General features: G+C 72.8%; 20 protein-coding genes. 10 read left to right on the top strand and 10 right to left on the bottom strand.

What is annotated here, in order from left to right; translation table 11 throughout:
• Positions 1 to 118 precede the first annotated feature (118 nt).
• Genes OVA02_RS08155 through OVA02_RS08140 form a run of 4 tightly spaced genes read right to left on the bottom strand, consistent with a single transcriptional unit; the run spans position 119 to position 6,523 of the window.
• Positions 119 to 3,262, bottom strand: coding sequence for a glycoside hydrolase family 2 TIM barrel-domain containing protein (locus OVA02_RS08155; RefSeq protein ID WP_267659618.1), 3,144 nt, complete (start codon positions 3,260 to 3,262; stop codon positions 119 to 121).
• A complete protein-coding gene (locus tag OVA02_RS08150) occupies positions 3,259 to 4,230 on the bottom strand; it encodes a carbohydrate ABC transporter permease (RefSeq protein ID WP_082059946.1) in 972 nt (323 codons plus the stop codon). The genes OVA02_RS08155 and OVA02_RS08150 overlap by 4 nt, the downstream gene beginning before the upstream one ends.
• On the bottom strand, positions 4,227 to 5,189 hold the full coding sequence (locus OVA02_RS08145; protein ID WP_056044767.1) for a carbohydrate ABC transporter permease: 963 nt from the start codon (positions 5,187 to 5,189) through the stop codon (positions 4,227 to 4,229). Before OVA02_RS08145 ends, OVA02_RS08150 begins: the two co-directional genes overlap by 4 nt.
• Positions 5,186 to 6,523 (bottom strand): extracellular solute-binding protein, encoded by a 1,338-nt coding sequence (locus OVA02_RS08140; protein WP_056044890.1) that lies wholly within the window; start codon positions 6,521 to 6,523, stop codon positions 5,186 to 5,188. The genes OVA02_RS08145 and OVA02_RS08140 overlap by 4 nt, the downstream gene beginning before the upstream one ends.
• Positions 6,524 to 6,633: 110 nt before the next feature.
• Here OVA02_RS08140 and OVA02_RS08135 point away from each other — a divergent pair, with 110 nt between their 5' ends.
• From OVA02_RS08135 to OVA02_RS08120, 4 genes are all read left to right on the top strand, one after another.
• Positions 6,634 to 7,305, top strand: a complete 672-nt coding sequence (locus tag OVA02_RS08135) for a TetR/AcrR family transcriptional regulator (RefSeq protein ID WP_192123807.1) — start codon at positions 6,634 to 6,636, stop codon at positions 7,303 to 7,305.
• A complete protein-coding gene (locus tag OVA02_RS08130; RefSeq protein ID WP_267659617.1) occupies positions 7,302 to 8,129 on the top strand; it encodes an alpha/beta hydrolase fold domain-containing protein in 828 nt (275 codons plus the stop codon). Before OVA02_RS08135 ends, OVA02_RS08130 begins: the two co-directional genes overlap by 4 nt.
• Positions 8,130 to 8,246: 117 nt before the next feature.
• Complete coding sequence (locus OVA02_RS08125; RefSeq protein WP_056044774.1) at positions 8,247 to 8,867, top strand: NAD(P)H-dependent oxidoreductase; 621 nt, start codon at positions 8,247 to 8,249, stop codon at positions 8,865 to 8,867.
• Between the two features lie 18 nt (positions 8,868 to 8,885).
• On the top strand, positions 8,886 to 9,998 hold the full coding sequence (locus OVA02_RS08120; RefSeq protein WP_056044776.1) for an epoxide hydrolase family protein: 1,113 nt from the start codon (positions 8,886 to 8,888) through the stop codon (positions 9,996 to 9,998).
• Positions 9,999 to 10,095: 97 nt separating this feature from the next.
• On the opposite strand, the gene OVA02_RS08115 is transcribed toward OVA02_RS08120, so the two are convergent.
• Complete coding sequence (locus OVA02_RS08115) at positions 10,096 to 10,479, bottom strand: cupin domain-containing protein (RefSeq protein WP_267659616.1); 384 nt, start codon at positions 10,477 to 10,479, stop codon at positions 10,096 to 10,098.
• Positions 10,480 to 10,540: 61 nt separating this feature from the next.
• Between OVA02_RS08115 and OVA02_RS08110 the strand changes: the two genes are divergently transcribed.
• Complete coding sequence (locus OVA02_RS08110; RefSeq protein WP_056044780.1) at positions 10,541 to 10,732, top strand: hypothetical protein; 192 nt, start codon at positions 10,541 to 10,543, stop codon at positions 10,730 to 10,732.
• Positions 10,733 to 10,738: 6 nt separating this feature from the next.
• Here OVA02_RS08110 and OVA02_RS08105 read toward each other — a convergent pair whose 3' ends face one another.
• Positions 10,739 to 11,770: an alcohol dehydrogenase catalytic domain-containing protein gene (locus tag OVA02_RS08105; RefSeq protein ID WP_267659615.1), complete on the bottom strand. Its 1,032-nt coding sequence runs from the start codon at positions 11,768 to 11,770 to the stop codon at positions 10,739 to 10,741.
• A gap of 80 nt (positions 11,771 to 11,850) precedes the next feature.
• On the opposite strand from OVA02_RS08105, the gene OVA02_RS08100 reads away from it, so the two are divergent.
• Both OVA02_RS08100 and OVA02_RS08095 read left to right on the top strand, forming a co-directional pair.
• Entirely contained in the window at positions 11,851 to 12,372 is a 522-nt protein-coding gene (locus OVA02_RS08100; RefSeq protein ID WP_056044783.1) for a DoxX family protein, read from the top strand.
• Between the two features lie 102 nt (positions 12,373 to 12,474).
• Complete coding sequence (locus OVA02_RS08095) at positions 12,475 to 14,598, top strand: RecQ family ATP-dependent DNA helicase (RefSeq protein ID WP_267659614.1); 2,124 nt, start codon at positions 12,475 to 12,477, stop codon at positions 14,596 to 14,598.
• A gap of 75 nt (positions 14,599 to 14,673) precedes the next feature.
• Here the strand turns inward: OVA02_RS08095 and OVA02_RS08090 are convergent, their stop codons facing one another.
• The 3 genes from OVA02_RS08090 to OVA02_RS08080 form a co-directional block, all read right to left on the bottom strand.
• Complete coding sequence (locus OVA02_RS08090; protein WP_267659613.1) at positions 14,674 to 16,314, bottom strand: flavin-containing monooxygenase; 1,641 nt, start codon at positions 16,312 to 16,314, stop codon at positions 14,674 to 14,676.
• Entirely contained in the window at positions 16,311 to 17,312 is a 1,002-nt protein-coding gene (locus tag OVA02_RS08085) for an alcohol dehydrogenase catalytic domain-containing protein (protein WP_267659612.1), read from the bottom strand. The genes OVA02_RS08090 and OVA02_RS08085 overlap by 4 nt, the downstream gene beginning before the upstream one ends.
• 205 nt (positions 17,313 to 17,517) lie before the next feature.
• The gene (locus OVA02_RS08080) at positions 17,518 to 19,095 is read right to left on the bottom strand and encodes a cation:dicarboxylate symporter family transporter (protein ID WP_267659611.1); all 1,578 of its coding nucleotides are present in this window, start codon (positions 19,093 to 19,095) and stop codon (positions 17,518 to 17,520) included.
• Between the two features lie 173 nt (positions 19,096 to 19,268).
• Between OVA02_RS08080 and OVA02_RS08075 the strand changes: the two genes are divergently transcribed.
• Entirely contained in the window at positions 19,269 to 21,035 is a 1,767-nt protein-coding gene (locus OVA02_RS08075; RefSeq protein ID WP_267659610.1) for a sensor histidine kinase, read from the top strand.
• Complete coding sequence (locus OVA02_RS08070; RefSeq protein WP_267659609.1) at positions 21,032 to 21,745, top strand: response regulator; 714 nt, start codon at positions 21,032 to 21,034, stop codon at positions 21,743 to 21,745. The genes OVA02_RS08075 and OVA02_RS08070 overlap by 4 nt, the downstream gene beginning before the upstream one ends.
• Positions 21,746 to 21,766: 21 nt before the next feature.
• Here the strand turns inward: OVA02_RS08070 and OVA02_RS08065 are convergent, their stop codons facing one another.
• A complete protein-coding gene (locus tag OVA02_RS08065) occupies positions 21,767 to 22,534 on the bottom strand; it encodes a hypothetical protein (protein WP_056044796.1) in 768 nt (255 codons plus the stop codon).
• Between the two features lie 146 nt (positions 22,535 to 22,680).
• Between OVA02_RS08065 and OVA02_RS08060 the strand changes: the two genes are divergently transcribed.
• Positions 22,681 to 23,037 carry a hypothetical protein gene (locus tag OVA02_RS08060; protein WP_157485264.1) on the top strand — a complete coding sequence of 119 codons (357 nt, stop codon included), beginning with the start codon at positions 22,681 to 22,683 and terminating at the stop codon, positions 23,035 to 23,037.
• Positions 23,038 to 23,073: the final 36 nt, after the last annotated feature.

Genomic DNA, 23,073 nt, shown 5'->3' with positions numbered 1-23,073 from the left:
CCCGGGCGGCACGCGGACGCGGCCGCGGCCGCGCGCAGGACGGGCGGGTCCGTCCGGCACGGGCGTCCTGAGACGCCCGCCCGGTACGGACCCGCCCGTCCTCGGCGGGGTCGGCCCGCTACAGCGCGCTGAACTTCAGGCGCAGCTGGTGCGCGGCCGGACGCAGCACGTGCCTCGACGCGACGTCCGGCCCGCACGCCCGCGACCCGACGCCGTGCTGGGCGGCGTCGAAGTACAGGTGGGTGCGGTCACTCGCGGGCAGCTCGTGGGGGTGTTCGGCCACGCCGATCTGCTGGGCCGTGTGGCGGCTCAGCGTGAAGCCGGGTCGTCCACCCGTGGCGCTCGGCACCGCCTCCACGCGCAGCCACGGCTGACCGGCGGGGCCGAGGTCGAGCGTGCGCAGGTCGCTGCGGTGCCCCGTCTCCTGTGGGCGGGCGTACCCGGCCGACAGGTCGTCGATGCCCGCCTCGTAGCGTCCGACGAACGCCGAGTGACGGCTGTCGGGGTAGGACTCGCGCGGACCGGTGCCGAACCACGAGGCGTGGTCGACGTCGCCCGGCAGGTCGAAGCGCACGCCGACTCGGGGCCAGACCATGTCCCACCACCCCGTCGGGACGATGTCGACCGACAGCCAGAGGTCGTCACCGACGAGCTGCCACTGCTCGTCGGTCGTCACGGCGTTGCGCGTGTCGGCCGCGGCGTAGCGCGTCCGCACCCGGACCGAGTCCGGCGCGACGCTCACCGACTCGACGCGCGCGGTGAGCCGGTCGAGCCCGGCGAGCAGCCAGGTGTCCTGCGAGCTGGGCAGCACGCCGACCTCGTACAGGTCGACGCGGTGGCGGTTGCGCATCACGTCGCGGTCGCGGTCCTTCGGCGTCAGCCACTCGCCGCGGTCGTTGTCGGTCGGCGCGCGCCACAGCTCGAGACGGGCGCCGTCGACCGGCCGTCCGGCCAGCGAGACCAGCCGTCCGTCGTCGAAGACGGCCGGACCGAGCTCGACGCGCCCCGAGGAGGCGCGGGCCACGCGGTCGCGCACGTCGCCCACGACTGCGGGGCGCGGTGTCGCGACCCGCACCGGTGCCGGCGTGAGGTCGAGCTGCTGGGTCGAGAGCACGTGACCCGCGTCCGCCCACACGGTGGCGTCGGCCAGCTCGGCGGTGACCGTGAACCACGTCTCGCCGGTGCCCGACACGGGCACCTCGGGCAGCGGGACGGCGACCGTCTCGTGGGCGGCCAGGGCGCCGCCGTCGAGGCCGACCACGTCGAGCGTGCCCGAGCGCACCTCCCCGCCGTCGTGTGACGCGACCCAGCGGAAGACGACGTCGGAGGCGCTCGCCGAGTGCCGCAGGTTCGACACGACGAGCCCCGGTCGACCGTCGACGGTGGGCGTCTCGAAGCGCAGGCGGATCGGGGCAACGACCTGGGCCCACTCGTAGAGGCCCGGTGACGGGGTGTCGTCGCTCAGCACCATGCCGTCCATGACGAAGTTGCCGTCGTGGACGACCTCGCCGAAGTCGCCGCCGTAGCCGAAGTACTCGACGCCGTCGGCCGTGTGCGTGCGCAGGCCGTGGTCGCGCCACTCCCAGACGAAGCCGCCGTGCAGGCGCGGGTACGCGTCGACCAGGTCCTCGTACTCGTCGATCGCGCCGGGGCCGTTGCCCATCGCGTGGACGTACTCGCAGAGCAGGAACGGCTTGGAGCGCTGGCGCGCGGCCTCGGCCGGCGTGCAGCCCAGCAGCGGGACGGACTCGTCGCCCGACCCGATGGCGCGCGTCTCGTCGATCCACGAGTACATGCGCGAGTAGACGTCGGTGTAGGCGCCCGTGTAGTCGCCCTCGTAGTGCACGGGACGGCCCCCGTCACGGGCGTGGGTCCACGCCGCCATCGCCGCGAGGTTGTGGCCCGTTCCCGCCTCGTTGCCGAGCGACCAGAGGACGATGCTCGGGTGGTTCTTGTCTCGCTCGACCGTGCGCACCATGCGGTCGACGTAGGCGTCGTGCCAGTCCGGGTCGTCGCTGGGGTTGCCGATCCACTCCTGGCGTTCGAAGGCGTGGGTCTCGAGGTCGCACTCGAGGACGACCCAGAAGCCCAGCTCGTCGGCGAGGTCGAGGAGGCGCGGGTGCGGCGGGTAGTGCGACGTGCGGATCGCGTTCACGTTGAACCGCTTCATCTGGGCGAGGTCGCGGCGCGACCACTCCTCGTCGAAGACGCGGCCACGGTCGGGGTGGGTCTCGTGGCGGTTGACGCCGTGGAACACCACGCGGCGGCCGTTGACCTCGAACTGGTCGCCCACGATGCGGACCGTGCGGAAGCCGAGGCGCAGCGAGACGGTCTCGGCGCCGCCCGCGCTCGTGACGGTCGCGTCGTAGAGGCGCGGGGTCTCGGCGGACCACGGCTCGACGGCGTCCAGCTCGACCGACGCGACGTCGGCCGGGGTGGCCCAGGTCACCTCGACGCCGAGCTCGGGCACCGAGAGGGTGACCGGGTAGGCGGCCTCGCCGGCGGTGATCTCGGGGACGATCGCCGCGCCTCCTTCGCCCTGACCGGCCGTGCCGTGGAACGGCGTCTGCAGCCAGACGTCGTCGAGGCCGCCGACCGGGCGGGCCTGCAGCGTGACGCTGCGGAAGATGCCGGGCAGCCACCACTGGTCCTGATCTTCGACGTAGCTCGACGCCGACCACTGGTGCACGCGCACCGCGATCACGTTCTCGCCCGGGTGCAGGGCGTCGGTGACGTCGAACTCCTGGGCGAGGCGGCTGCCGACGCCCATGCCGATCTCGACGCCGTTCAGCCACACCACGTAGCGCGACTCGACGCCGTCGAACCGCAGCAGCACGCGCTCGGCGCCGTCGAAGGACGACGGCAGCTCGAACGTCCGGCGGTGGTCGCCGGTCGGGTTCGCGTCGGGCACGAAGGGCGGCTCGGTCGGGAACGGGAACTGCACGTTGGTGTAGATCGGGGCGCCGCGCGAACCGTCGCCGCCGAGCACCCAGTGCGACGGCACCTCGATCTCGCCCCAGGACGACTCGTCGAGGTCGACCGCGCCGACGCCGTCGACGGGCTCGCCCTCGGGCAGCACGCCGCGGCCGCCCAGCGTGCCGGGGGCGCCGGGCAGCAGGCGGAACGACCAGGTGCCGTCGAGGGAGAGCGTCGGGGCGTCGGTGTGCAGCCACGACCGCGCCGGGGTGCGGCCACCCTGACCCGGGCCGGTGTCGGTGAGGTAGTCGGCGGAGACGGTGGACGGTGTGGTGCTGGGGGTCACTTGACGCTTCCTTCGGTGAGGCCGCCGCGCCAGAAGCGCTGGAGGACGACCATGGCGATGACCAGCGGGATGATCGACAGCAGCACGCCGCCGGTCGTCAGCTGGTAGAACTCGGGCAGGCGGTCGGTCTGGCTGAGCCAGTTGTTGAGGCCGAGCGTGACGGGGAACTTGTCCACGTCGCTCAGCATGACCAGGGGCAGGAAGTAGTTGTTCCAGATGCCCACGAGCTGGAACAGGAACACCGTGACGAGCGCCGGGGTGAGGATGCGCAGTCCCAGGGTGTGGAAGATGCGCAGCTCGCTGGCGCCGTCGAGGCGGGCGGCCTCCATGAGCGACGTGTCGACCGTGGCCTGCGCGTAGATGCGGCAGAGGAACAGGCCGAACGGCGACACGAGCGACGGCAGCAGCACGCTCCAGTAGGTGTTGGCGATGCCCATCTGGCTGAACAGCAGGAAGAGGGGCAGGGCCGTGGCGGTGCCGGGCACGAGCACGCCACCGAGGATGGTGCCGAAGACGACGTTGCGTCCGCGGAACTCGTACTTGGCGAGCGCGTAGCCGCCGGCCGCGGCGAAGTACGTCGCGATCAGGGCTCCGACGCCGGCGTAGAGCACCGAGTTGAGCACCCACCGCACGAAGATGCCGTCGCCGTAGGTCAGCACCTGGCCGAGGTTGTCCCAGAGCGAGAAGGTCGGGGCGAACCAGAAGCCGAACGTGCCGAACAGGTCGGGCGTGGTCTTGGTCGCCGCGACGACGACCCAGTAGACCGGCACCAGGAAGTACAGCGCCACCACGACCAGGACGGCCGTGACGATGATGGTGGACGCCTTCGAGCGTCCCGCCGTGCGGTCGGGGCCGGCGCTCCGGGCGCGGCGGCGGGCGGGCTTCTCGGCGCCGCGGCCGCGACCCTGGGCCGTCACGATGGACTCGGTCTCGGTGGCGTGCTCGGCGCCCTTCGTCGAGAGGCTCATTTCTGCTTCCTGTTCGTGATGCTGAGGAACGTGATCGACAGCGCGAACGCGACGAGGGCGATCAGCACGGACTGGGCGGCCGCGACGTTGTAGTCGTTGTAGGCGAAGGCCGTGGTGTACGCGCTGAGGTTGGGCGTGTACTGGCTGTCGATCGCCGGCGAGACGCGTTGCAGCACCTGGGCCTCGGCGAACAGCTGCAGGGTGCCGATGATGGAGAAGACGGCGGTGAGCAGCAGGGCCGGTCGGATCAGCGGCAGCTGGATGCTGAACGCGACGCGCAACGACGACGCACCGTCGACCTTGGCGGCCTCGTACAGCTCGACCGGGATCGACTTGAGCTGGGCGATGATGATCAGCATGTTGTAGCCGGTGTAGCTCCAGGTCACGATGTTCGCGATCGACCACAGCACGGTGTTCGCCCCGAGGAAGTCGGGGGTGACGCCGAAGACCTCGCCGATGTCGATGATCGGGCTGAGACCGGGCACGTACAGGAACGACCAGAGGATGGTCGCGATGACGCCGGGCACGCCGTACGGCAGGAAGTACGCGGCGCGGAACACGCCCGGCCACTTCGCCGACGCCGACTCGAGCAGCAGCGCGAGCACCGTGCAGAGGATCAGCATGACCGGCACCTGGACGATGCCGAACAGGAACATGCGGCCGATCGAGGCGACGAAGTTGGGGTCGCCGATGACCTGGGCGTAGTTGTCGAAGCCGGCGAAGCCGCTGGTCACGCCGCCCTCGCCGAACAGGCCGCTGCGGGTGACCTTCGTGAAGCTCGAGAAGAGGGCGATGACGATCGGGATCACGAAGGTCAGGGCGAAGAGCGCCAGGAACGGCGCGAGCAGCACCCAGGGCGCCCGCTTGACGGCGCCCTTCGAGCTGCTGCGGCGGGGCCCCGAGGAGGCGCGGGTCGAGTCGGTCGCCGCGTCGGGCCTGGTGTCGGTCGCGGCGCTCATGCGTTCGCCTTCCGGATGGTGAGGCCCTTGTTCTGGAAGACGGCCATGATGTCCTTCTCGGCCTGGGCCACGGCGTCGACGAGCGTGCCGCCCGACGCCTTGCCCCGGAACCCGTCGCTCAGGATGTTGAAGGACTGCTGGGTGATGGGCCACCAGCTCCAGTCCTGGTTCTGCGAGGACTCCTTCGTGGCGGGCACGAAGACCTCCTGGTTGTAGTTCTGACCGCTGAAGAACGGGCTGGGCTGCTCGCGCAGCGAGCCGACGACGTCGCGGGCCGGCGACCAACCGATGCCGCAGAACTCGATGAGGGCGTTGATGCCCTCGGGGGTCGTGGTCATCCAGACGGCGAAGTCCAGCGCCTCCTGGGGGTGCTGGCTGTTCGCGAGGATCGCGGCGGTCGAGCCGCCGAGGAAGCTCGACGCGTAGCCGGTCTGCCAGGTGGGCAGCGGGGCGCACTTCCACTTGCCCTCGGCGCCGCTGACGCCCTCGATCAGGGCGTCACCCCACGAGCCGGTCGCGACGGAGGCGATCGTGCCCGCGCTGGCGGCCGAGAACCAGGCCGGCGTGTAGGCGCCGTAGGCGGTCGTGACGATGCCGTCGTCGATCGCCTTGTCGAAGAACCGGGCGACGGTCAGGGTCGCCTCGTCGGTCATGTCGATGACCCAGCCGTCGTCCTCGGCGCGCAGCCACGAGGCACCGGCCTGGGTGGCGTAGGCGGCGAACAGCGAGGCGTCGGCGAGCGGGAAGGAGTCCATCAGCACGCCGGCCCCCTTGAGTTCGGTGCCGACCGCGGCCCATTCGTCCCACGTGGCGGGGACGCCGGCGCCGACGGTGTCGAAGACGGCGGGCTGGTAGAACATGCCCATCGGGCCGCTGTCCTGCGGGATCGCGTAGACGCCGTCGGTGTAGCTGACCTGGTTCCACAGCGTGGGGTCGTAGAGGTCGGCGTACTGGTCGGCGCCGTAGCGCTTCAGGTCGACGACGCCGTTGGCGAGGAGGAACTCGGGCAGCGAGCGCAGCTCGACCTGGGCGATGTCGGGCCCGGCCCCCGCGGCGAGCGCCGAGTACAGCTTCTGGTAGCCGCCCGCGTTGCCGCCGGGGATGAAGACGGTCTCGACCTGGACGCGCGACTGGCTCTTGTTGTACAAGGCGGTGACCTGGTCGAGGCCCTTGAGCCAGGCCCAGTACTGGAGCTTGACCGGGCCGTCGGCCGCGGGGATGGTCGGCAGGGAGTTCACGGAGGTCGTCCCGGGCGTGGCGCAGCCGGCGAGCATGGCAGTGGCGCCGGCGGTCACCCCCAGGCCGAGCAACTGCCGTCGGGAAATCGGGCTCATGTTCATCTCACTTCGTCGTGGGGCCGTGGCGTCAGCGACGCTAACACAAATTCGAGTGGTCGCTCGAATTTCACGGGCGAGGTGTCCGGGAGGTCGTAGAGTGGCCGATCATGACGACGACCGGCTCGACGACGAGCGACCCAGGAGGCGCGCCCGCGGGTGGTGCCGACGGTTCTCGTCCCACGCGTCGCGGCCCGTACGCGAAGTCGGCCGAACGCCGGCTCGCGATCGTCGAGGCGGCCTTCGAGGTGTTCTCGACCAAGGGCTACGTCGGCGGGTCGCTCCGTGACGTGGCGGACGTCGTCGGCATGAGTCAGACGAGCCTGCTGCACTACTTCCCGTCGAAGAGCGCGCTGCTGCTCGCGGTGCTCGAACGTCGCGACACGGTCTCGGACCGTTCGGCCGAGCCTCCCGACCGGGGTGACCTGATCGGGACCGTCCTCGGGCAGGCGCGACACAACGAGACGGTGCCCGGACTCATCGCGCTCTACGCGGTGCTGGCGGGCGAGGCGGTCACGACCGGCAACCCCGGCAGCGACTACGTGCGTGAGCGCTTCGAGCGTCTGCGTGCCGAGTACGGCGACGCCCTGCGAGCGCTGGAGGCGCGGGGTCGGTTGCGCCCCGGGGTCGACCCCGACCGGGCGGCGTCCGGGCTCGTGGCCCTGTGGGACGGCATCCAGCTGCAGTGGCTGCTCGACCCGGACCGCATCGACGTGGTGCAGCAGTTGCGGGACCACCTCGACCTGGTGGTCCTGCCCGACGACGCGGTCGACGGGGCATGAGCCGACTACTCGCCGCCCCGGGTGGCGGGACCGTCCGGGTCCCCGTGCCCGTCCGCTGGTACGAGCCGTGGCCGGTGTCGACGGGTTCGCCCGGGCCGACGCTGCTCTGGCTGCACGGCGGTGGGTTCTTCCGTGGGGGGCTCGACCAGCCGGAGGCGCACGACGTGGCGCGGTCGCTCGCCGCACGCGGGGTGAGGGTCGCCACGGTGGACTACCGCCTCGCGCCTCCTCCGGGTCTCGGTCTCGTGGCCGGGCGGCTGATGCCGTCGCGCAGCCGGTACCCGGGGGCACTCGACGACGTGGTGACGGCCTACGGCGAGGTGGCCGACCGGTCGCCCGAGGGCGTCATCGTCGGAGGCGCGAGCGCGGGGGCGTGCCTCGCCGCGGCGGCCACCCTCCGCACGATCGACGAGGGTCGCCCTCCGGTCGGCGCCGTCTTCGCCTACGGCCTCTTCCACCCCGCGCACCCCCGGGTGGCGGAGGCACGCCACCGGTCGGGCGGCCACCGGGGACTCAGCCACGCGAGGTGGGCGCTCGACGTGATGAACCGCAACTACGCCGGCTCGCGGACCGCGCTGGCCGACCGGCTCGCCTTCCCCGGAGGTCACGACCTCACGGGGTTCCCCCGGACGCTCGTGGTGAATGCCGAGCGCGACAACATGCGCGCCTCGGGCGACGTGTTCGCCGGGGAGCTCGCCGACGCGGGGGTCGACGTGCGGCACCACGTCCTGCCGGGCACCCGCCATGCCTTCCTGAACCGGCCCCGGCTGGCCGAGTACGCCCACACCGTCTCGCTCGTCGCGGAGTGGACCCGCGGCGGCTGACCTGCCCTGCCCTGCCCTGTCCTGTCCTGTCCTGTCCTGTCCTGTCCTGTCCGGTCCGGTCCTGCCCTGCCCTGCCCAGTCGACGGGTGCCCAGCGGGACCGGATTGACTGGTCGCCGTGAACACGCTCATCGTCACCGCCCATCCCGATCACGCCTCACTGACCTCCGGTGTCGCCCGACGGCTCGTGCAGGCCCTGCCGCCGGGCACGGTCGAGCTGGCCGACCTCGCGGCGGAAGGGTTCGACCCACGTTTCGGCACGGCGGACCGCGCGGCCTACCGTGGCCACCGGACCGTTCCCGCCGACGTCGTGCGCGAACAGGAGCGGATCGACCGGGCGGACCACCTCGTCCTGGCGTTCCCCGTCTACTGGTGGTCGATGCCCGCCCTGATGAAGGGCTGGATCGACAGGGTCTTCGTCAACGGGTGGGCGTTCGAGATCGACCCCGAGGGCGGTACGCGCCGCCGGCTCGGCAGGTTGACCGTGCACCTCCTCGCCGTGGCCGGCGACTCGGCCGGGACGTACGAACGGCACGGCTACGAGACGGCGATGCGGACGCAGATCGAGCACGGGATCGTGGACTACGTCGGCGCCCGGCGAGGCGCGACGATCGTCGTGCACGAGTCCGAGCGAGACGACGCCGACGCCCGGGACGCGCTCGTCGAGGACGCCGTCGACACGGTGGCTCGCGCCGTCCTCGGGAACGCGCCCCGCGCCTCCTCGGGGTCGACGGCCTGATCACGGGAAGATGAGGCCATGGACCTCTCCGTGTCGGACGCCGACCTGACCGACCTCCTCGACCGTGTCGGATCGACCCGATGGGCGACCGGCTGGCCCGTGGACGCCTGGCAGGCGGGGACCGACGAAGCCGTCCTGCGCCGCCTTGCGCGGCACTGGGTCACCGGCTTCGACTGGCGAGCCCGGGAGAGCCGCATGGCGTCGCTGCCGTGGGGCTCGGTGGACCTCGACGGCACCGCGCTGTCGTACCTCCGGTTCGAGGGCGAGGACTCGAAGCGACTGCCCGTGGTGCTCACGAACGGCTGGCCGAGCACGGCACTCGAACTGGTCGAGCTCGCCCGGCGGTTGTCACGGCCGTCCGAGCACGGAGGCGACCCCGACGACGCGATGACGGTCATCGTCCCCGCGCTGCCGGGGTTCCCGTTCTCGCCGCCCCGACCCACGCTCGGCGACCAGACGCACGAGCTGTGGCACCGTCTCATGACCGACGAGCTCAGGTTCTCCCGCTACGTCGCCCACGGCGGCGATCTCGGGGCGGGCATCACCTCCCGACTCGCTCAGAGCCACCCCGAGGAGGTGGCCGGCATCCACCTGCTCGCCGTGGGCGGTCCCCCGGAGTACGACCCTGCCGGTCTCGCATCCGACGAACGCGCACACCTCGACGAGGTCGCCTCGTGGTCGGCGACCGAGGGCGCCTACGAACACCAGCAACGGACGCGCCCGCTCACCCTGGCACCCGCCCTGTCGGACTCACCGGTCGGCCTGCTCTCGTGGCTGTTGGAGAAGCACCGCGCCTGGAGCGACTGCGCCGGTGACGTCTCGACGCGCTTCAGCGACGACTACCTCCTCGAGCTCGCCTCGCTGTACTGGTTCACCGGCGCGGCGTCCACGGCCCTGCGCCCGTACTGGGAGCACGCTGCCGGGCACACGACCCCGGTGATCCGGGTGAGCGTCCCGACGGCGGTCGCGGTGTTCCCCCGCGACCTGGTGCATCCCCCGCGCCGCTGGGCGGAACGGACCCACGACGTCGTCCGCTTCACCGAGATGCCGCGGGGTGGACACTTCGCACCGCACGAAGAACCCGAGCTGCTCGCGGCCGACATCGCGAGCTTCTCCCGCGATCTCACCTGAGTCGCCGCCCGCTGGCGACGCCGGGGCGGCCTGCCGGGTGCGGTCCCGAGGCCGAGTGCCCGAGCGGGTGCGAGGGCGGATGCCAGGCCGGTCGTCGTCAGCGGAAGTCGCCGACCTGACGGTCGACGGGCACGGTGCGGTCGACGACGACGTCACCGGTGTGGGCCGTCGTGGTGGTCTCGATCAGCACGATCTCGACCTCGTCGTCGGCGACGGGGTTGTGCGGCACTCCCCGAGGCACGACGTGGAACTGCCCGGAGGTGAGCAGCACCTCGTGGTCGTCGGGGAGCTGGATGCGCAAGGTGCCCGAGACGACGAGGAACATCTCGTCCTCGGCGTCGTGCGCGTGCCAGACGAGCTCGCCGAGCAGCTTCGCGACCTTCACGTACTGGTCGTTCACCTGCCCGACGACCCGCGGCGTCCAGTGCTCGGTCACCTGTCGGAGTTCGGCCGCGACGTCGATTCCCTGGAGTGCAGTCATGGGGCCATCCTCCCCGTACCGGGCCCCTCGCGGACGCCGGGGAGGGATGACAGCATGGAGGATGACCTCGAATCCCCCGCCCCCGACGGGCCGCACCACGTGGCGCGTCCTCCTCGCCGTCGCCGTGACGATCGCGGCGGCCTCGATCGTCCTGATCGTCCTCGATCCGGGGAAGTCGGGGTCGTACTTCACGCTGATCGGCATGCTCTGCCTGATCTGGCTGAGCGTCACCAACCTTCGAGGACTGAGGTAGATCGGGTCAGAACACGGCCACCGTCATGCCGGCGGTGGTCGCCGGCCGGTCCATGGCGGCCACGGCGTCGGGCAGGTCGTCGAAGGCGATGATCCGACCGATGGACTCCTGCGGACGCAGTCGGCCCGCGACGACGTCGTCGAGCATCGCGGCGTACTCGCCCACCGAGATGCCGTGACTGCCCAACAGTTCGAGTTCGTCGGCGATCACCCGCCCCATCGGGATCACCGGGGCGGCGTCGTCGTCGAGCAGCAGGCCCACCTGGACGTGTCGACCCCGCGGACGGAGGGACGCGACGGACGCGACGGACGTCACCCGGCTGCCGAACGCGTCGAGGGCGACGTCGGCGCCTCCCCCGGTGAGGGCTCGGACCCGGTCGACGGCGAGGTCGTCCATGGGGACGGTCTCGGCACCCAGTTCGGCGGCCCGTTCGAGGGCGGCGGGCGAGATGTCCGACGCGACGACGCGAGCACCGGCGGCCACCGCCACGGCGACCGCCGAGAGACCCACTCCGCCGCAGCCGAAGACGGCGACCCACTCACCCGCCCGGACGCGGGCCCGGGCGTGCAGGGCGTGGTACGCCGTGCCGAAGCGGCAGCCGAGCGCCGCCGCCTCGACGAAGCCGACCTCGTCCGGCAGGGCGATGACGTTCACGTCGGCGTGCGGGACGACCAACGACTCGGCGTACGAGCCGGGAAGGGTGAAGCCGGGCTGCTGCTGACGCGAGCACACCTGGGTGGCACCGGCACGGCACTCGTCGCACGTGCCACAGGCGAAGACGAACGGGGCGGTCACGCGGGTGCCGACGGCGACCCGGGCGACGTCGGCACCCACCGCCGTCACCACGCCCGCGAACTCGTGGCCCGGCACGTGGGGAAGGCGCACCGAGTCGTCGTGACCCTTCCAGGCGTGACAGTCGCTCCGGCACACCCCCGTGGCCGCGACGCGGACCACGACGCCGTGGGCGGGCGGCACGGGTGCCGGGAGGTCGACGATGGTCGGGATCGACCCGAACTGGTCGTACTGGACGGCGCGCATCCCCCGATCCTGACACGAGCGGGCGGACCGGACGCTCCCCGCCGCGGACGGCGACGGCCCACACCGGGTAGGAACGGTGCATGAGCCTCGCATCCACCCTCCTCCGCCTGACCGTCGGCGGCTTCTTCGTCGGCCACGGACTCCAGAAGCTGACCGGCGCCTTCGACGGTCCCGGACTCGCCGGCACCGAGCAGATGATGGCCGGCACGGGGATGCACCCCGCCGCCCGCAACGCCCGTCTGGTCGCGGTCACCGAGACCGCCGGCGGTGCCGCCCTCGCCCTCGGCGCGGCGACCCCGCTCGCCGCCGCCGGCATCGTCGGCACGATGGTCACCGCCGTCCGCAAGGTGCACCTCTCCAAGGGCCCGTGGGTGACCGAGGGCGGCTACGAGTACAACGCCGTCCTGATCGCCGCCGCCGCCGCCCTGGCCTCGGGCCCCGGCGGGCCGTCGGTCGACCAGCTCTTCGGCAAGAAGTCGTGGGGTGCCGGCGGAACGGTCTTCGCGCTCGTCGCCGGCGTCGTCGCCTCGTTCGTGGCGGTCGAGCTCGGCAAGCGGGCCACTCCCCCGGCCGAGCCGGGCTCGGACTCCTCGGCGGGCTGACCCGCCTCCCTCGTCTCGTCCCCAGGGCGCGACCCCCGACGTCGGGTGGTCGCGCCCTCCGTCCGTCCGGCGGGTGACGGTGGCCTCTGCGAGCATGGGGCCATGACACCGACGAGCACCGCGACCGACATCGACGCCGAGGCACTCGACCTGCTGCGGGCGCTCACCGGGCGCGACGACGCCGTCTTCCACGACGGGCAGCTCGAGGCCATCCGGGCGCTCGTCGCCGATCGTCGCCGGGCCCTCGTCGTCCAGCGCACCGGCTGGGGCAAGTCGGCGGTGTACTTCATCGCCACCCTGCTGCTGCGTCGACGCGGCACCGGCCCGACGCTGCTCGTCTCCCCCCTGCTCGCCCTCATGCGCGACCAGGTCGCCGCCGCCGCCCGGGCCGGGGTCCGGGCCGTCGCGGTCAACTCGGCGAACGCCCACGAGTGGTCCGACGTCCAGCAGCAGCTCGTCGACGACGAGATCGACGTGCTGCTCGTCTCCCCCGAACGACTCAACAACCCGCGGTTCCGCGACGAGCAGCTGCCCGTGCTCATCGCCCGGCTCGGCATGCTCGTCGTCGACGAGGCGCACTGCATCTCCGACTGGGGCCACGACTTCCGGCCCGACTACCGTCGCCTCGCCGACCTCATCCGCACCCTGCCCTCGGGCGTGCCCGTCCTGGCCACGACGGCCACGGCCAACGCCCGCGTCGTGGCCGACGTCGCCGAGCAACTCGCCGTGGGGCCGGGCGACGAGGTGCTGACGATCCGGGGGTCGCTGGCGCGCGCCTCCTTGCGTCTCGGCGTGCTGCAGCTGCCGACCTCGCGCGACCGACTCGGCTGGCTGCTCAGCCACCTCGCCGACCTGCCCGGCAGCGGCATCATCTACACGCTCACGATCTCGGCGGCCGACGACACCGCCCGACTGCTGCGCGAGGCCGGGCACGACGTGCGGTCCTACTCGGGCCGCACCGACCCCGAAGAACGCGAACAGCTCGAACAGCGCCTCAAGGGCAACGACCTCAAGGCACTGGTCGCCACGAGCGCCCTCGGCATGGGCTTCGACAAACCCGACCTCGGCTTCGTCATCCACCTCGGCGCGCCGTCGTCGCCCGTCGCGTACTACCAGCAGATCGGCCGAGCGGGTCGCGCCACCGACAACGCCGACGTGCTGCTGCTGCCCGGCACCGAGGACGCCGAGATCTGGCAGTACTTCGCCACGGCCTCGATGCCCTCCGAGGCGCGGGCGGCGGCCGTGCTGGCCGAGCTGGGCGAGACGCCGCTGTCGACGCCCGCCCTCGAGGCGCGGGTCGACGTCAAGCGCACCCCGCTCGAACTGATGCTCAAGGTGCTCGACGTCGACGGTGCCGTCCGCCGGGTCCAGGGCGGCTGGGTGAGCACGGGCCAGCCCTGGGTCTACGACGCCGAACGCTACGACCGCATCGCCGCGGCCCGGGTCGCCGAACAAGAGTCCATGCTCGCGTTCGAGCGCGGCCAGACCTGCCGCATGCAGATGTTGCAGGTCGATCTCGACGATCCGGCCGCCGAGCCCTGCGGGCGGTGCGACGTCTGCGCGGGCACCTGGTACCCGACCGACATCGTCGGCGAGGCGGCGACCTCGGCCGCGAGCACCCTCGACCGGGTCGGCGTCGAGATCGACCCCCGGGCCCAGTGGCCCACGGGCGCCGACCGGGCCGGGGTCGCCGTCAAGGGCAAGATCCCCGAGGGCGAACGGGTCGAGCCGGGTCGGGCGCTCGCCCGACTGACCGACCTGGGGTGGGGCAACACCCTACGCGAGGTCTTCGCGGCGACCGCCCCCGACGCTCCCCTGTCGAAGCACCTGCTCGACCGGGTCGTGCGCGTCCTGAAGGAGTGGCCGTGGGCCGAACGCCCGGTGGGGGTCGTCGCGATGCCGTCGACGTCACGGCCGCAGCTCGTCGGGTCGCTGGCCGAGGCGATCAGCACCGTCGGGCGGTTGCCGCTGCTCGGCACGCTCGGCAGCGCCCGCCCCTCGGCCGGCCGCGGCCAGGGCGGCAACAGCGTCTACCGTCTGGCCGACGTCTGGCAGTCCTTCGAGGTCGGCCCCGAGTTGGCCGCGGCCCTCGCCGACGTGTCCGGGCCGGTGCTGCTCGTCGACGACCTGGTCGACAGCCGCTGGACGCTCACGGTGGCCGGACGCGACCTGCGCCGCGCCGGGGCCCCCGCCGTGCTGCCCTTCGCCCTCGCGGTGGTCGGCTGAGTCGTCCCCGGCGGGCCGCCGCGTCGTCGCCCGGCGGGCCACCGCGTCGTCCGACGCGAGACCGCCGGGGCTCGCTCAGCGCTCGAACCGCATGCCGTCCCGGGTCAGGGTGCTGTGCCGCATCAACCAGACGTCGCGTGGGTAGTTCTGGTGCATCCGCCACGGTGACCGCGATCCCTGCCGGGGCATCAGGTGCACCCCGCGCGACACGTACCCGCTCGTCAGGTCGATCAGCGGGCTCGTCGGTCCCGGCCGCTCCGGCGCGATCGGCACGGCCGACCGGTACCCGTGACGATCGGCGTGACGCAGCAGCCGGGAGACGTAGTGCACGACGAGGTCGATCTTCAGCGTCCACGACGCGTTCGTGTACCCGATGGCGAACGCCAGGTTCGGCACCCCCGAGAGCATGAACCCCTTGTAGGTCAGCCGGGTCGCCGGGTCGACCTCCACCCCGTCGACCGACAACCGCATGCCGCCGAACAGCAACAGGTTGAGACCGGTCGCCGTGACGACGACGTCCGCGGGCAGCTCGTGCACCCGCTGGCCGTCGCGACCCGCGACCCGGACGCCGCCGGCCGTGAACGAGTCGATGTCGTCGGTCACGATCGACGCCGACCCCGAGCGCAACGCCCGGAACAGGGCGCCGTCCGGGGTGATGCAGAGTCGCTGGTCCCACGGGTCGTAGCTCGGCTGGAAGTGCCGGTCGACGTCGAAGTCGTCCGGCAGGCGCCGGGCCACCTGGGCCCGGAGGAACGCCTTCATCTTCTCGGGCGAACGTCGGCTCGTCTGGAAGCTGAGCAGCGCCATGCCGATGCTGCGCCACCGGATCAGCCGGTCGTCGACGGCCTGCGGCAGCAGTCGACGCCACGCACGGGGCTCCTTCCGGCGCGAGGGAAGGGACAGCACGTAGGTCGGCGAACGTTGCAGCATGGTGACCTGCTCGGCGCTCTCGGCGAGGGCGGGCACCAGGGTCACCGCCGTCGCCCCCGATCCGATCACGACGACGCGCTTGCCGCTCACGTCGAGGTCCTCCGGCCAGTGCTGGGGGTGCACGACGCGTCCGGCGAACGAGTCCTGCCCCGGGAACGCGGGCGACCAGCCCTCGTCGTAGCGGTAGTAACCCGAGCAGACGAACAAGAACGAGCACGTGATCGTGACGCGACGAGCCGCCGGGGCGGCACCCGCGCCTCCTGCGCTCGGCTCCTCGCCGGCGGCGGACGACGCGTCCGCTGCCACCGCGCTCGCGACCTCGATCGTGACGGTCCACCGGGCCTCGGCGGAAGACCAGTCGGCGGCGACCACGCGGTGCCCGAACCGGATCAGCCCGGCGGCGCCCGTCTCGTCGGCCGTGTCACGGACGTACTCCCTGATCGCCTCGCCCGGGGCGATCGCCCGCGCGTCGCGCCAGGGTCGGAACCCGTAGCCGAGGGTGAACATGTCGCTGTCCGACCGGACCCCCGGGTAGCGGAAGAGGTCCCAGGTGCCACCGACCGCCGCACGCGCCTCGACGACGGCCAGGCTGCGACCGGGGAAGTCCCGGCGGAGCTGGGCCGCCACGCCGACCCCGGACAGGCCGGCGCCGACGACGAGCAGGTCGACGTGCTCGACGCCTCCCCCGGCGGGGCGGTCGTCACCACCGGCGGGGCGGTCGTCACCACCGGCGGGGCGGTCGTCGCCTTCGCCCGGGACCGAGGAGGCGCGGGTCGCGTCGCTCACGGGACCAGCACGAGCCGGATCGGGTCGCCTTCCTTACGTTCGAGCATCTGCACCGCCCGTTCGGCCTCGGCCAACGGCACGGTGGCGCTCACCGACCGGGAGAACTCGAGCCTCCCCCGGGCCGTCAGCGCGACGAGCGTCGTGACGTCGGCGGGCTCGGAGCCGTAGTGGCCGAGGACCTGCTGCTGCAGGAAGCTGAACTTCGTGCCGTCGGTGATCGTGATCGGCTGGTCCGACAGGCCGACGAGCGTCAACCGTCCCCGGTATCCGAGGCAGGCGATGGCCTGCTCGCGCACGGCGGGCACCCCCGCGAAGTCGAAGGCCCGGGCGAGTCCGCGGCCACCGGTCGCCCGGCCGAGCGCCACGGCGAAGTCCGGGTCGGCGGGATCGAGCGCGAGGTCCGCACCGAACTCGAGCGCCCGGGCCCGGGCACCGGGCAGGGGGTCGACCGCGACGATCGGCGCGGCTCCGAGCAGGGAGAGCAGCTGGACGGCGTGGGCACCGAGGCCGCCGACGCCCCAGACGCCGACCGCCGTACCGGGCCGGGTGTCGGCGGTCGTGGTGAGCGCAGCCCAGGGAGTCGACACGGCGTCGGGGATGAAGCAGGCCTGCTCGAACGGCAGGGAGTCCGGGATCTTCACGACCGTGTCGGCGCGGGCCACGGCGAACTCGGCCCACCCGCCGTCGTAGTCGACGCCGCGGGTGAAGACCTGGCCGTCGCGCTCCTCGCCGGCCTGCAGCAGGACGCGGTCGCCGACGGCGACGTGCGTGACGCCGTCGCCCACCTGGTCGACCGTGCCGGCCACCTCGTGGCCGAGGGTGACGGTGTCGCCCGGCAGGTGCAGCGGCGTGAGCGACCCCTGGATCAGGTGCACGTCGCTGAGGCAGACGCCGGCGGCGGCGACGGCGATGCGCACCTGCCCCGGGCCGGCGTCGGGGGTGGGCACCTCGGTGACCGAGAAGTGGCGGGTGCTGACGTCGAGGCGTCCGGCGAGCATGGTGGCTCCGTCCTGCGGGGCCCGGTCGGTCGGCTCTGACCGTGGGGCGTGACCGCACATCGGGTGCGACGGTACGCCTCCGACACGGATGTTGCACGCTGCACCCGCCGCGGGTCGGCGGGCCGACGGCGAGACCCCGGGACGTCGGCGAGACCCCCGCGCACTCACGGGGGTCTCGGCGACGATCCGGGGTCCGAGGCGGGTCCTACCCGCGACGGGGCTCGTCGTCCGCGGCGGCGTCGGCGAGGTGCTCGTCCGCCCGCCGACCGTCGGTGCCGACCATGGCGTGCAACGAGCCGGTCGAGATGCGGTCGGGCGAGGTGCCCTCGAGCGAGCCCAGCCCACCCGCGCGACCGTCGAGCAGGCGCGCGGCGGCCGGGCCGGCCGAAGCGGAGTCCGAACCCGAGCCCGAGTCCGACCCCGAGGAGGCGCCGTGACCGTCCGCGTTCATGGTCGCCTCGTCGAAGGGCGCGCGACCCGACAGCACGGTCTCGACGCGGTCCTTGTCGATCTGCTTCGTCCAGGTGCCGACGAGGATCGTCGCGACGGCGTTGCCCGTGAAGTTGGTCAGGGCGCGCGCCTCGGACATGAACCGGTCGATGCCGACGATGACGCCGACGCCGTCGACCAGGTCGGGGCGGTGTGCCTGCAGGCCTCCCGCGAGGGTGGCGATGCCGGCACCCGTGACGCCGGCGGCACCCTTCGAGGCGATCATCATGAACAGCAGCAGCGAGACCTGCTCGCCGACGTCGAGCGGCGTGCCCATGGCGTTGGCGATGAAGAGCGACGCCATGGTCAGGTAGATCGCGGTGCCGTCGAGGTTGAACGAGTAGCCGGTCGGCACGGTGATGCCGACGACGGGCTTCGAGACGCCGAGGTGCTCCATCTTGGCGATGAGGCGGGGCAGCGCGACCTCGCTCGACGAGGTCGAGACGATCAGCAGGTACTCACGTCCGAGGTACTTCATCACCCGGAAGATGTTGACGCCCGTGACGAGCTTGAGGATCGTGCCGAGCACGACGGCGACGAAGAGGATGCACGTGATGTAGAAGGCGACCATCAGGGTGCCGAGCGCCACGATGGCGGCGACGCCGGTCTCGCCGACCACCGCGGCGATCGCACCGAACGCACCGATCGGGGCGACCCACATGATCATCGCGAGGATGCGGAACACCAGCACCTGCAGGTTGCGGACGCCCTCGAGGATGGTCGCGCCGCGATCGCCCATGCGCTGCAGGGCGAAGCCGACGAGCAGGGCCACGAACAGCGTCTGCAGGATGGAGCCGCTGGTCAGCGACGACACCAGCGTCTCGGGGATGATGCCGAGCAGGAAGCCCGCCGTGCCACCGGCCTCCTCGGCGGCGGGCGCCTCGTATCCGGTCGAGCCGATCATCAGGCCCTCGCCCGGGTGGATCAGGTTGCCGACCACGAGGCCGATGGCCAGGGCGAAGGTCGACATCGCGATGAAGTAGCCGAGCGCGAGCCCGCCCACCTTGCCGACGGTCGCGGCCTTGGCGATGGAGCCGACGCCGAGCACGATCGTGCAGAAGATCACCGGCGCGATCATCATCGAGATGAGCGACACGAAGGCGGTGCCGATCGGTTTCAGCTGCACGGCGACCTCGGGTGCCGTGAGGCCGACGACGATGCCGGCCGCGACGGCCACGATCACCGCGATGTAGAGCCAGTGCGAGCGGTCGATCCGGCGCCGGGGGCGGACGCCGCCCGTCGTCGTCGTTCCGCCGGGTGTGGGGGTCTGCGGGCCCTTGTGCGTCTTTGCCATGGGGGTCTTCCTCGAGCTCGTGACCGGCGGCGTCGTCGTCGACGGTCGTGCGGGGTTCGTCGCCGCGACTCTCGCCGGTCGCCGGGTGGGCGTCGACGTTGTGGTCATACTGGTCGCGCCGGTGGTGCGTCATGATGGACCCCGGCCGCAGCGCAGCGAGGAGCCCGCCCGAGATGACCGTCGACCCCACCCGGTGGAGCATCGCCACCCGGCTGTTCGCCCTGCTCGTGGTCTTCGTCGTCGCCGTGACCCTGCTGGCGACGGCCTGGACGATCCGGTCGGCCCGCGACGACGCCGATCGCTCGGCGGCACGGGCCTGCCTGGCGCTCGCCACCTCGATCGCCGACAACCCGTACGTCGTCGACGCGATGGGGACGTCCGACCCGAGCGCCCGTCTGCAGCCCTACGCCGTGGCCCTGATGAGCGACACGTCGACCGACTTCGTCACCATCATGCGGCCCGACCGCACGCGCCTGACGCACCCCGACCCCGACGAGATCGGCCGCCCGTTCGTCGGCACGATCGCCCCGGCCCTCCGCGGGGAGTCGTTCACCGAGACCTACGCCGGCACCCTCGGCCCGTCGGTGCGCGCGGTCGTGCCGATCGAGGGCGACGGCGAGGTCGTCGCCCTCGTGTCGGCCGGGGTCACGGTCGACACCATCACGCAGTCGGTCGGTGAGCGGCTGCCGCTCGTGTTCGCGGCCGCCGGGGCGACCGTGGTGCTCGGCGGCGTCGTCTCGTGGCTGCTCAGCCGGTACCTGCGGCGGGTGACCTGGGGCCGCGGTCCGGAGGAACTCGCCCGGATGTTCGCGTACTACGAGGGCGTGCTGCACTCCGTGCGCGAGGGTCTCGTGCTCGTCGACGACCGCGGCCGACTGACGCTCTACAACGACCAGGCGGCCGAGCTGCTCGACCTGCCGCCCGGGGGCATCGCCGCTCCCGTCCCGCTGACCGACCTGCAGCTGCCCGACTCGCTCCGCGAGCTGCTCGCCTCCGGACGCCGCGCCTCCGACGAGGTGCACGTGACCGACGACCGCGTGCTGGTCGTGAACCAGGAGGTCACCGAACCCACCGAGGGCCCGTCCCACCCGTCGCCCTCGACCGGACGAGGAGGCGCGACACCGTCAGGAGGCGCGGCACCGGTCACCGGCGCCACCCGCCCGCGCTCCCGCCGCACGCTCGGGACCGTGACGACCCTGCGCGACCACACCGAGCTCACCCACCTCACCGGCGAGGTCGAGACCATGCGCACCCTCTCGGACGCGCTGCGCTCGCAGACCCACGAGTTCTCGAACCGGTTGCACACGATCGTGTCGCTGATCGAGCTCGGGCGTGGCGACGAGGCCCTCCGGTTCGCGGCCGACGAGCTCGACCTCGGCCAGCGGCTCGCCGACCGGGTCGTGGCCTCGATCGACGAGCCGACGCTCGCCGCCCTGCTGCTCGGGAAGGCGGCGCAGGCCCGCGAACGGTCGATCGACCTGCGCGTCGACGTCGAGCCCGACCTGGGGACGATCGACGTCGAGCCCGGGGACCTCGTCACGATCCTGGGCAACCTCGTCGACAACGCTTTCGACGCGGTCGCCCCGACCCTCGACGCCCCGGCCCCCTCCCCCGATCCCACCGGCCGCCCGGCCCGTCCGCCCCGGGTCGAGGTGACCGTCGCCCGGGTCGAGGGCGGCGTCCAGCTCGACGTCGAGGACGACGGTCCGGGGCTCGACGACGTCGAGCTCGCCTTCCGGCGGGGGTTCAGCACCAAGCCGACGTCGGCGGGCGGACGGGGCATCGGCCTCGCGCTCGTCCGCCAGGCCGTGGGTCGGGTCGGCGGTCGGCTCGACGTCTCCACGGGACCCGACGGGACCACCTTCTCGGTGCTGCTGCCCGACCGGCGGCCGGACGACGTCGACACCACCGCCCGACGTCGGGGTGGGGTGCGGTCGTGACCGGCGCCTCCTCGTCCGTCGACCCGGTCCGCGTGCTCGTCGTCGAGGACGAGCCCCTGACCGCGGAGGCGCACGTCGCGTACCTCGACCGGCTGGACGGCTTCGAGGTGGTCGGCCGGGCGCGGGACGGACGCGAGACCCTCGACGCGGTCCGCGCGCTCGGCGGCCCCCACGGGCGCGGTCTCGACCTCGTGCTGCTCGACATGAACCTGCCCGACACGCACGGTCTGCAGCTCTGCCGGGCCCTGCGGGCGGCGGGGTCGAGCGTCGACGTCATCGCGATCACGGCCGTGCGGGACGCCTCCGTCGTGCGGACCGCGGTGTCGCTCGGCATCGTCCAGTACCTGATCAAGCCGTTCACCTTCGCGACGTTCGCCGACCGGCTCGGGGCCTACCGGGCGTTCCGCGAGTCGCTGGCGACCGGGCAGGGACAAGTGACCCAGTCGGACGTCGACTCGGGGTTCGCCACCCTGCGCCGGGCATCGGCACCGACGCTGGCCAAGGGCCTCGCACCGGCCACGCTCGAGCAGGTCGTGGCGGTGCTGCGTCGCGGCGGATCGCCGTCCGCGGGCGAGGTGGCGGACGCCGCCGGGGTGTCGCGGGTGACCGCCCGCCGGTACCTCGAGCACCTCGCCGACACGGGGGCGGCGACCCGCGAGCCCCGGTACGGCAGCCCGGGCCGACCCGAGCACGGCTACCGCTGGAACTGAGCGGACGGCCTGTCCTGCGGGTCAGCGCCGGACGAGCCGCGCGATCTCGGGCAGCGCCGCGAGGGTGCCGGATGCCCCGTGCTGGTCGGGGTCGAGGGCGAGACGCCTCAACCCGGCACGCGTGTAGGTGCCGACGTCGGCCACGAAGTCGGCGGGCGCGCGCCAGACCAGCCGGTCGGCCGACGACGCGTCGAGGCCGCGGGCGAGGGCGGCGTCCCGGGCACGCTCGGGCGAGGTGAAGGCGAGCAGGGTCGGGGTGCCCTCGTCCACGACGGCGAAGGGCCTCGAGGCCCCGGCCGTGCCGCGGTCCACGAACCACCAGGCCTCGAGTCGGAACGCCGAGCGCCACAGGGCGACCGGGTCGTCGACCACGACGGCCGTGGTCCGCACCGGCGTCGCGTCGACCACAGGGGGCGGCACGACGACCGGTGCCGCGCTGCCGGGAGCCACCCGAGGAGGCGCGGGCCGCGTCACCGGCGTCGGTCCCGCCGGCGGGGCCGCCCGGTCGACGACCTTCTCGAGCCGGGCTCGACGGCGCTGTCCCAGACCGATCCTCACGAGCACGATGCCGCCGGCGACGAGGACGGCGACCACGGCGAGGGCGACCACGACGTCGACGGACGACTGCCGACCGGGCGCCACGAGCCCGACGAGCAGCACCGACGCGCCGATCGGCGACCCGACGACGGCGATCGCGAGCAGCACGACTCCCCAGGTGAGTGCTGCGGTGCCCGACGGGCCGCGACGGCTCGACGGACGGCGGGGGTCGGAGGGGTCGGGGCTCGGCATCGGTCCAGCGTAGGGCGGCCGGCCGGGTGAGGCCCGGGTGCGGCAGCGGTGCCCGCTGCGACCCCGCCGCGGCTCCGCGGTGGCAGCGACGGCGTCGCGCGCCCCAGGTGATCGACGGAGCCGTCCGTCGGCACTACGCTCCGACCATGGCCGACACGCGTGGACCCCAGATCGTCCGAGGCGACCCCGAGGTGACCCGGGCGACGCTCGACCTGAAGCTGCCGGTGGCGATGCTGCCCGGCCTCGTGCGTCGAGCACTGCAGGCGAGCCCCACGTTCTCGTTGGGCGACGCCGACGAGACGGGGGCCACGCTTCTGCGTCGGTCGGCGTCGGCCAGCGGCACGGACACCGTGAGGCTCGACTTCGCGGCGTCCGACAAGGGCAGCCGGGTCTCGGCCGAGGTCCACTCCCCCGGCGGCACGATCGGCACGTCGGTCAAGCGCCGCGACGACGACACGACCGCCCTGTTCGAGGCGATCGCGAAGGCCGCCGGGCCCTTCTGACCGGTGACGGGGCACGGGCCGACACCGCGCCTCCCT

Origin of the sequence: Frigoribacterium sp. SL97 (genome assembly GCF_026625765.1) — a bacterium.
Classification (GTDB): domain Bacteria; phylum Actinomycetota; class Actinomycetes; order Actinomycetales; family Microbacteriaceae; genus Frigoribacterium.
Note: the sequence above shows the minus strand (reverse complement) of the source record. Positions and strands in the feature narration are given on the sequence as shown.

Bases quoted from the DNA above. Each gene is read 5' to 3' on its own strand.
- OVA02_RS08110 (WP_056044780.1), top strand. From the start codon at position 10,541: ATGACCTCGAATCCCCCGCCCCCGACGGGCCGCACCACGTGGCGCGTC.
- OVA02_RS08140 (WP_056044890.1), bottom strand. From the start codon at position 6,523: ATGAGCCCGATTTCCCGACGGCAGTTGCTCGGCCTGGGGGTGACCGCC.
- OVA02_RS08095 (WP_267659614.1), top strand. From the start codon at position 12,475: ATGACACCGACGAGCACCGCGACCGACATCGACGCCGAGGCACTCGAC.
- OVA02_RS08060 (WP_157485264.1), top strand. From the start codon at position 22,681: ATGGCCGACACGCGTGGACCCCAGATCGTCCGAGGCGACCCCGAGGTG.
- OVA02_RS08105 (WP_267659615.1), bottom strand. From the start codon at position 11,770: ATGCGCGCCGTCCAGTACGACCAGTTCGGGTCGATCCCGACCATCGTC.
- OVA02_RS08085 (WP_267659612.1), bottom strand. From the start codon at position 17,312: ATGCTCGCCGGACGCCTCGACGTCAGCACCCGCCACTTCTCGGTCACC.
- OVA02_RS08130 (WP_267659617.1), top strand. From the start codon at position 7,302: ATGAGCCGACTACTCGCCGCCCCGGGTGGCGGGACCGTCCGGGTCCCC.
- OVA02_RS08080 (WP_267659611.1), bottom strand. From the start codon at position 19,095: ATGGCAAAGACGCACAAGGGCCCGCAGACCCCCACACCCGGCGGAACG.
- OVA02_RS08150 (WP_082059946.1), bottom strand. From the start codon at position 4,230: ATGAGCCTCTCGACGAAGGGCGCCGAGCACGCCACCGAGACCGAGTCC.
- OVA02_RS08135 (WP_192123807.1), top strand. From the start codon at position 6,634: ATGACGACGACCGGCTCGACGACGAGCGACCCAGGAGGCGCGCCCGCG.
- OVA02_RS08075 (WP_267659610.1), top strand. From the start codon at position 19,269: ATGACCGTCGACCCCACCCGGTGGAGCATCGCCACCCGGCTGTTCGCC.
- OVA02_RS08120 (WP_056044776.1), top strand. From the start codon at position 8,886: ATGGACCTCTCCGTGTCGGACGCCGACCTGACCGACCTCCTCGACCGT.
- OVA02_RS08145 (WP_056044767.1), bottom strand. From the start codon at position 5,189: ATGAGCGCCGCGACCGACACCAGGCCCGACGCGGCGACCGACTCGACC.
- OVA02_RS08100 (WP_056044783.1), top strand. From the start codon at position 11,851: ATGAGCCTCGCATCCACCCTCCTCCGCCTGACCGTCGGCGGCTTCTTC.
- OVA02_RS08115 (WP_267659616.1), bottom strand. From the start codon at position 10,479: ATGACTGCACTCCAGGGAATCGACGTCGCGGCCGAACTCCGACAGGTG.
- OVA02_RS08065 (WP_056044796.1), bottom strand. From the start codon at position 22,534: ATGCCGAGCCCCGACCCCTCCGACCCCCGCCGTCCGTCGAGCCGTCGC.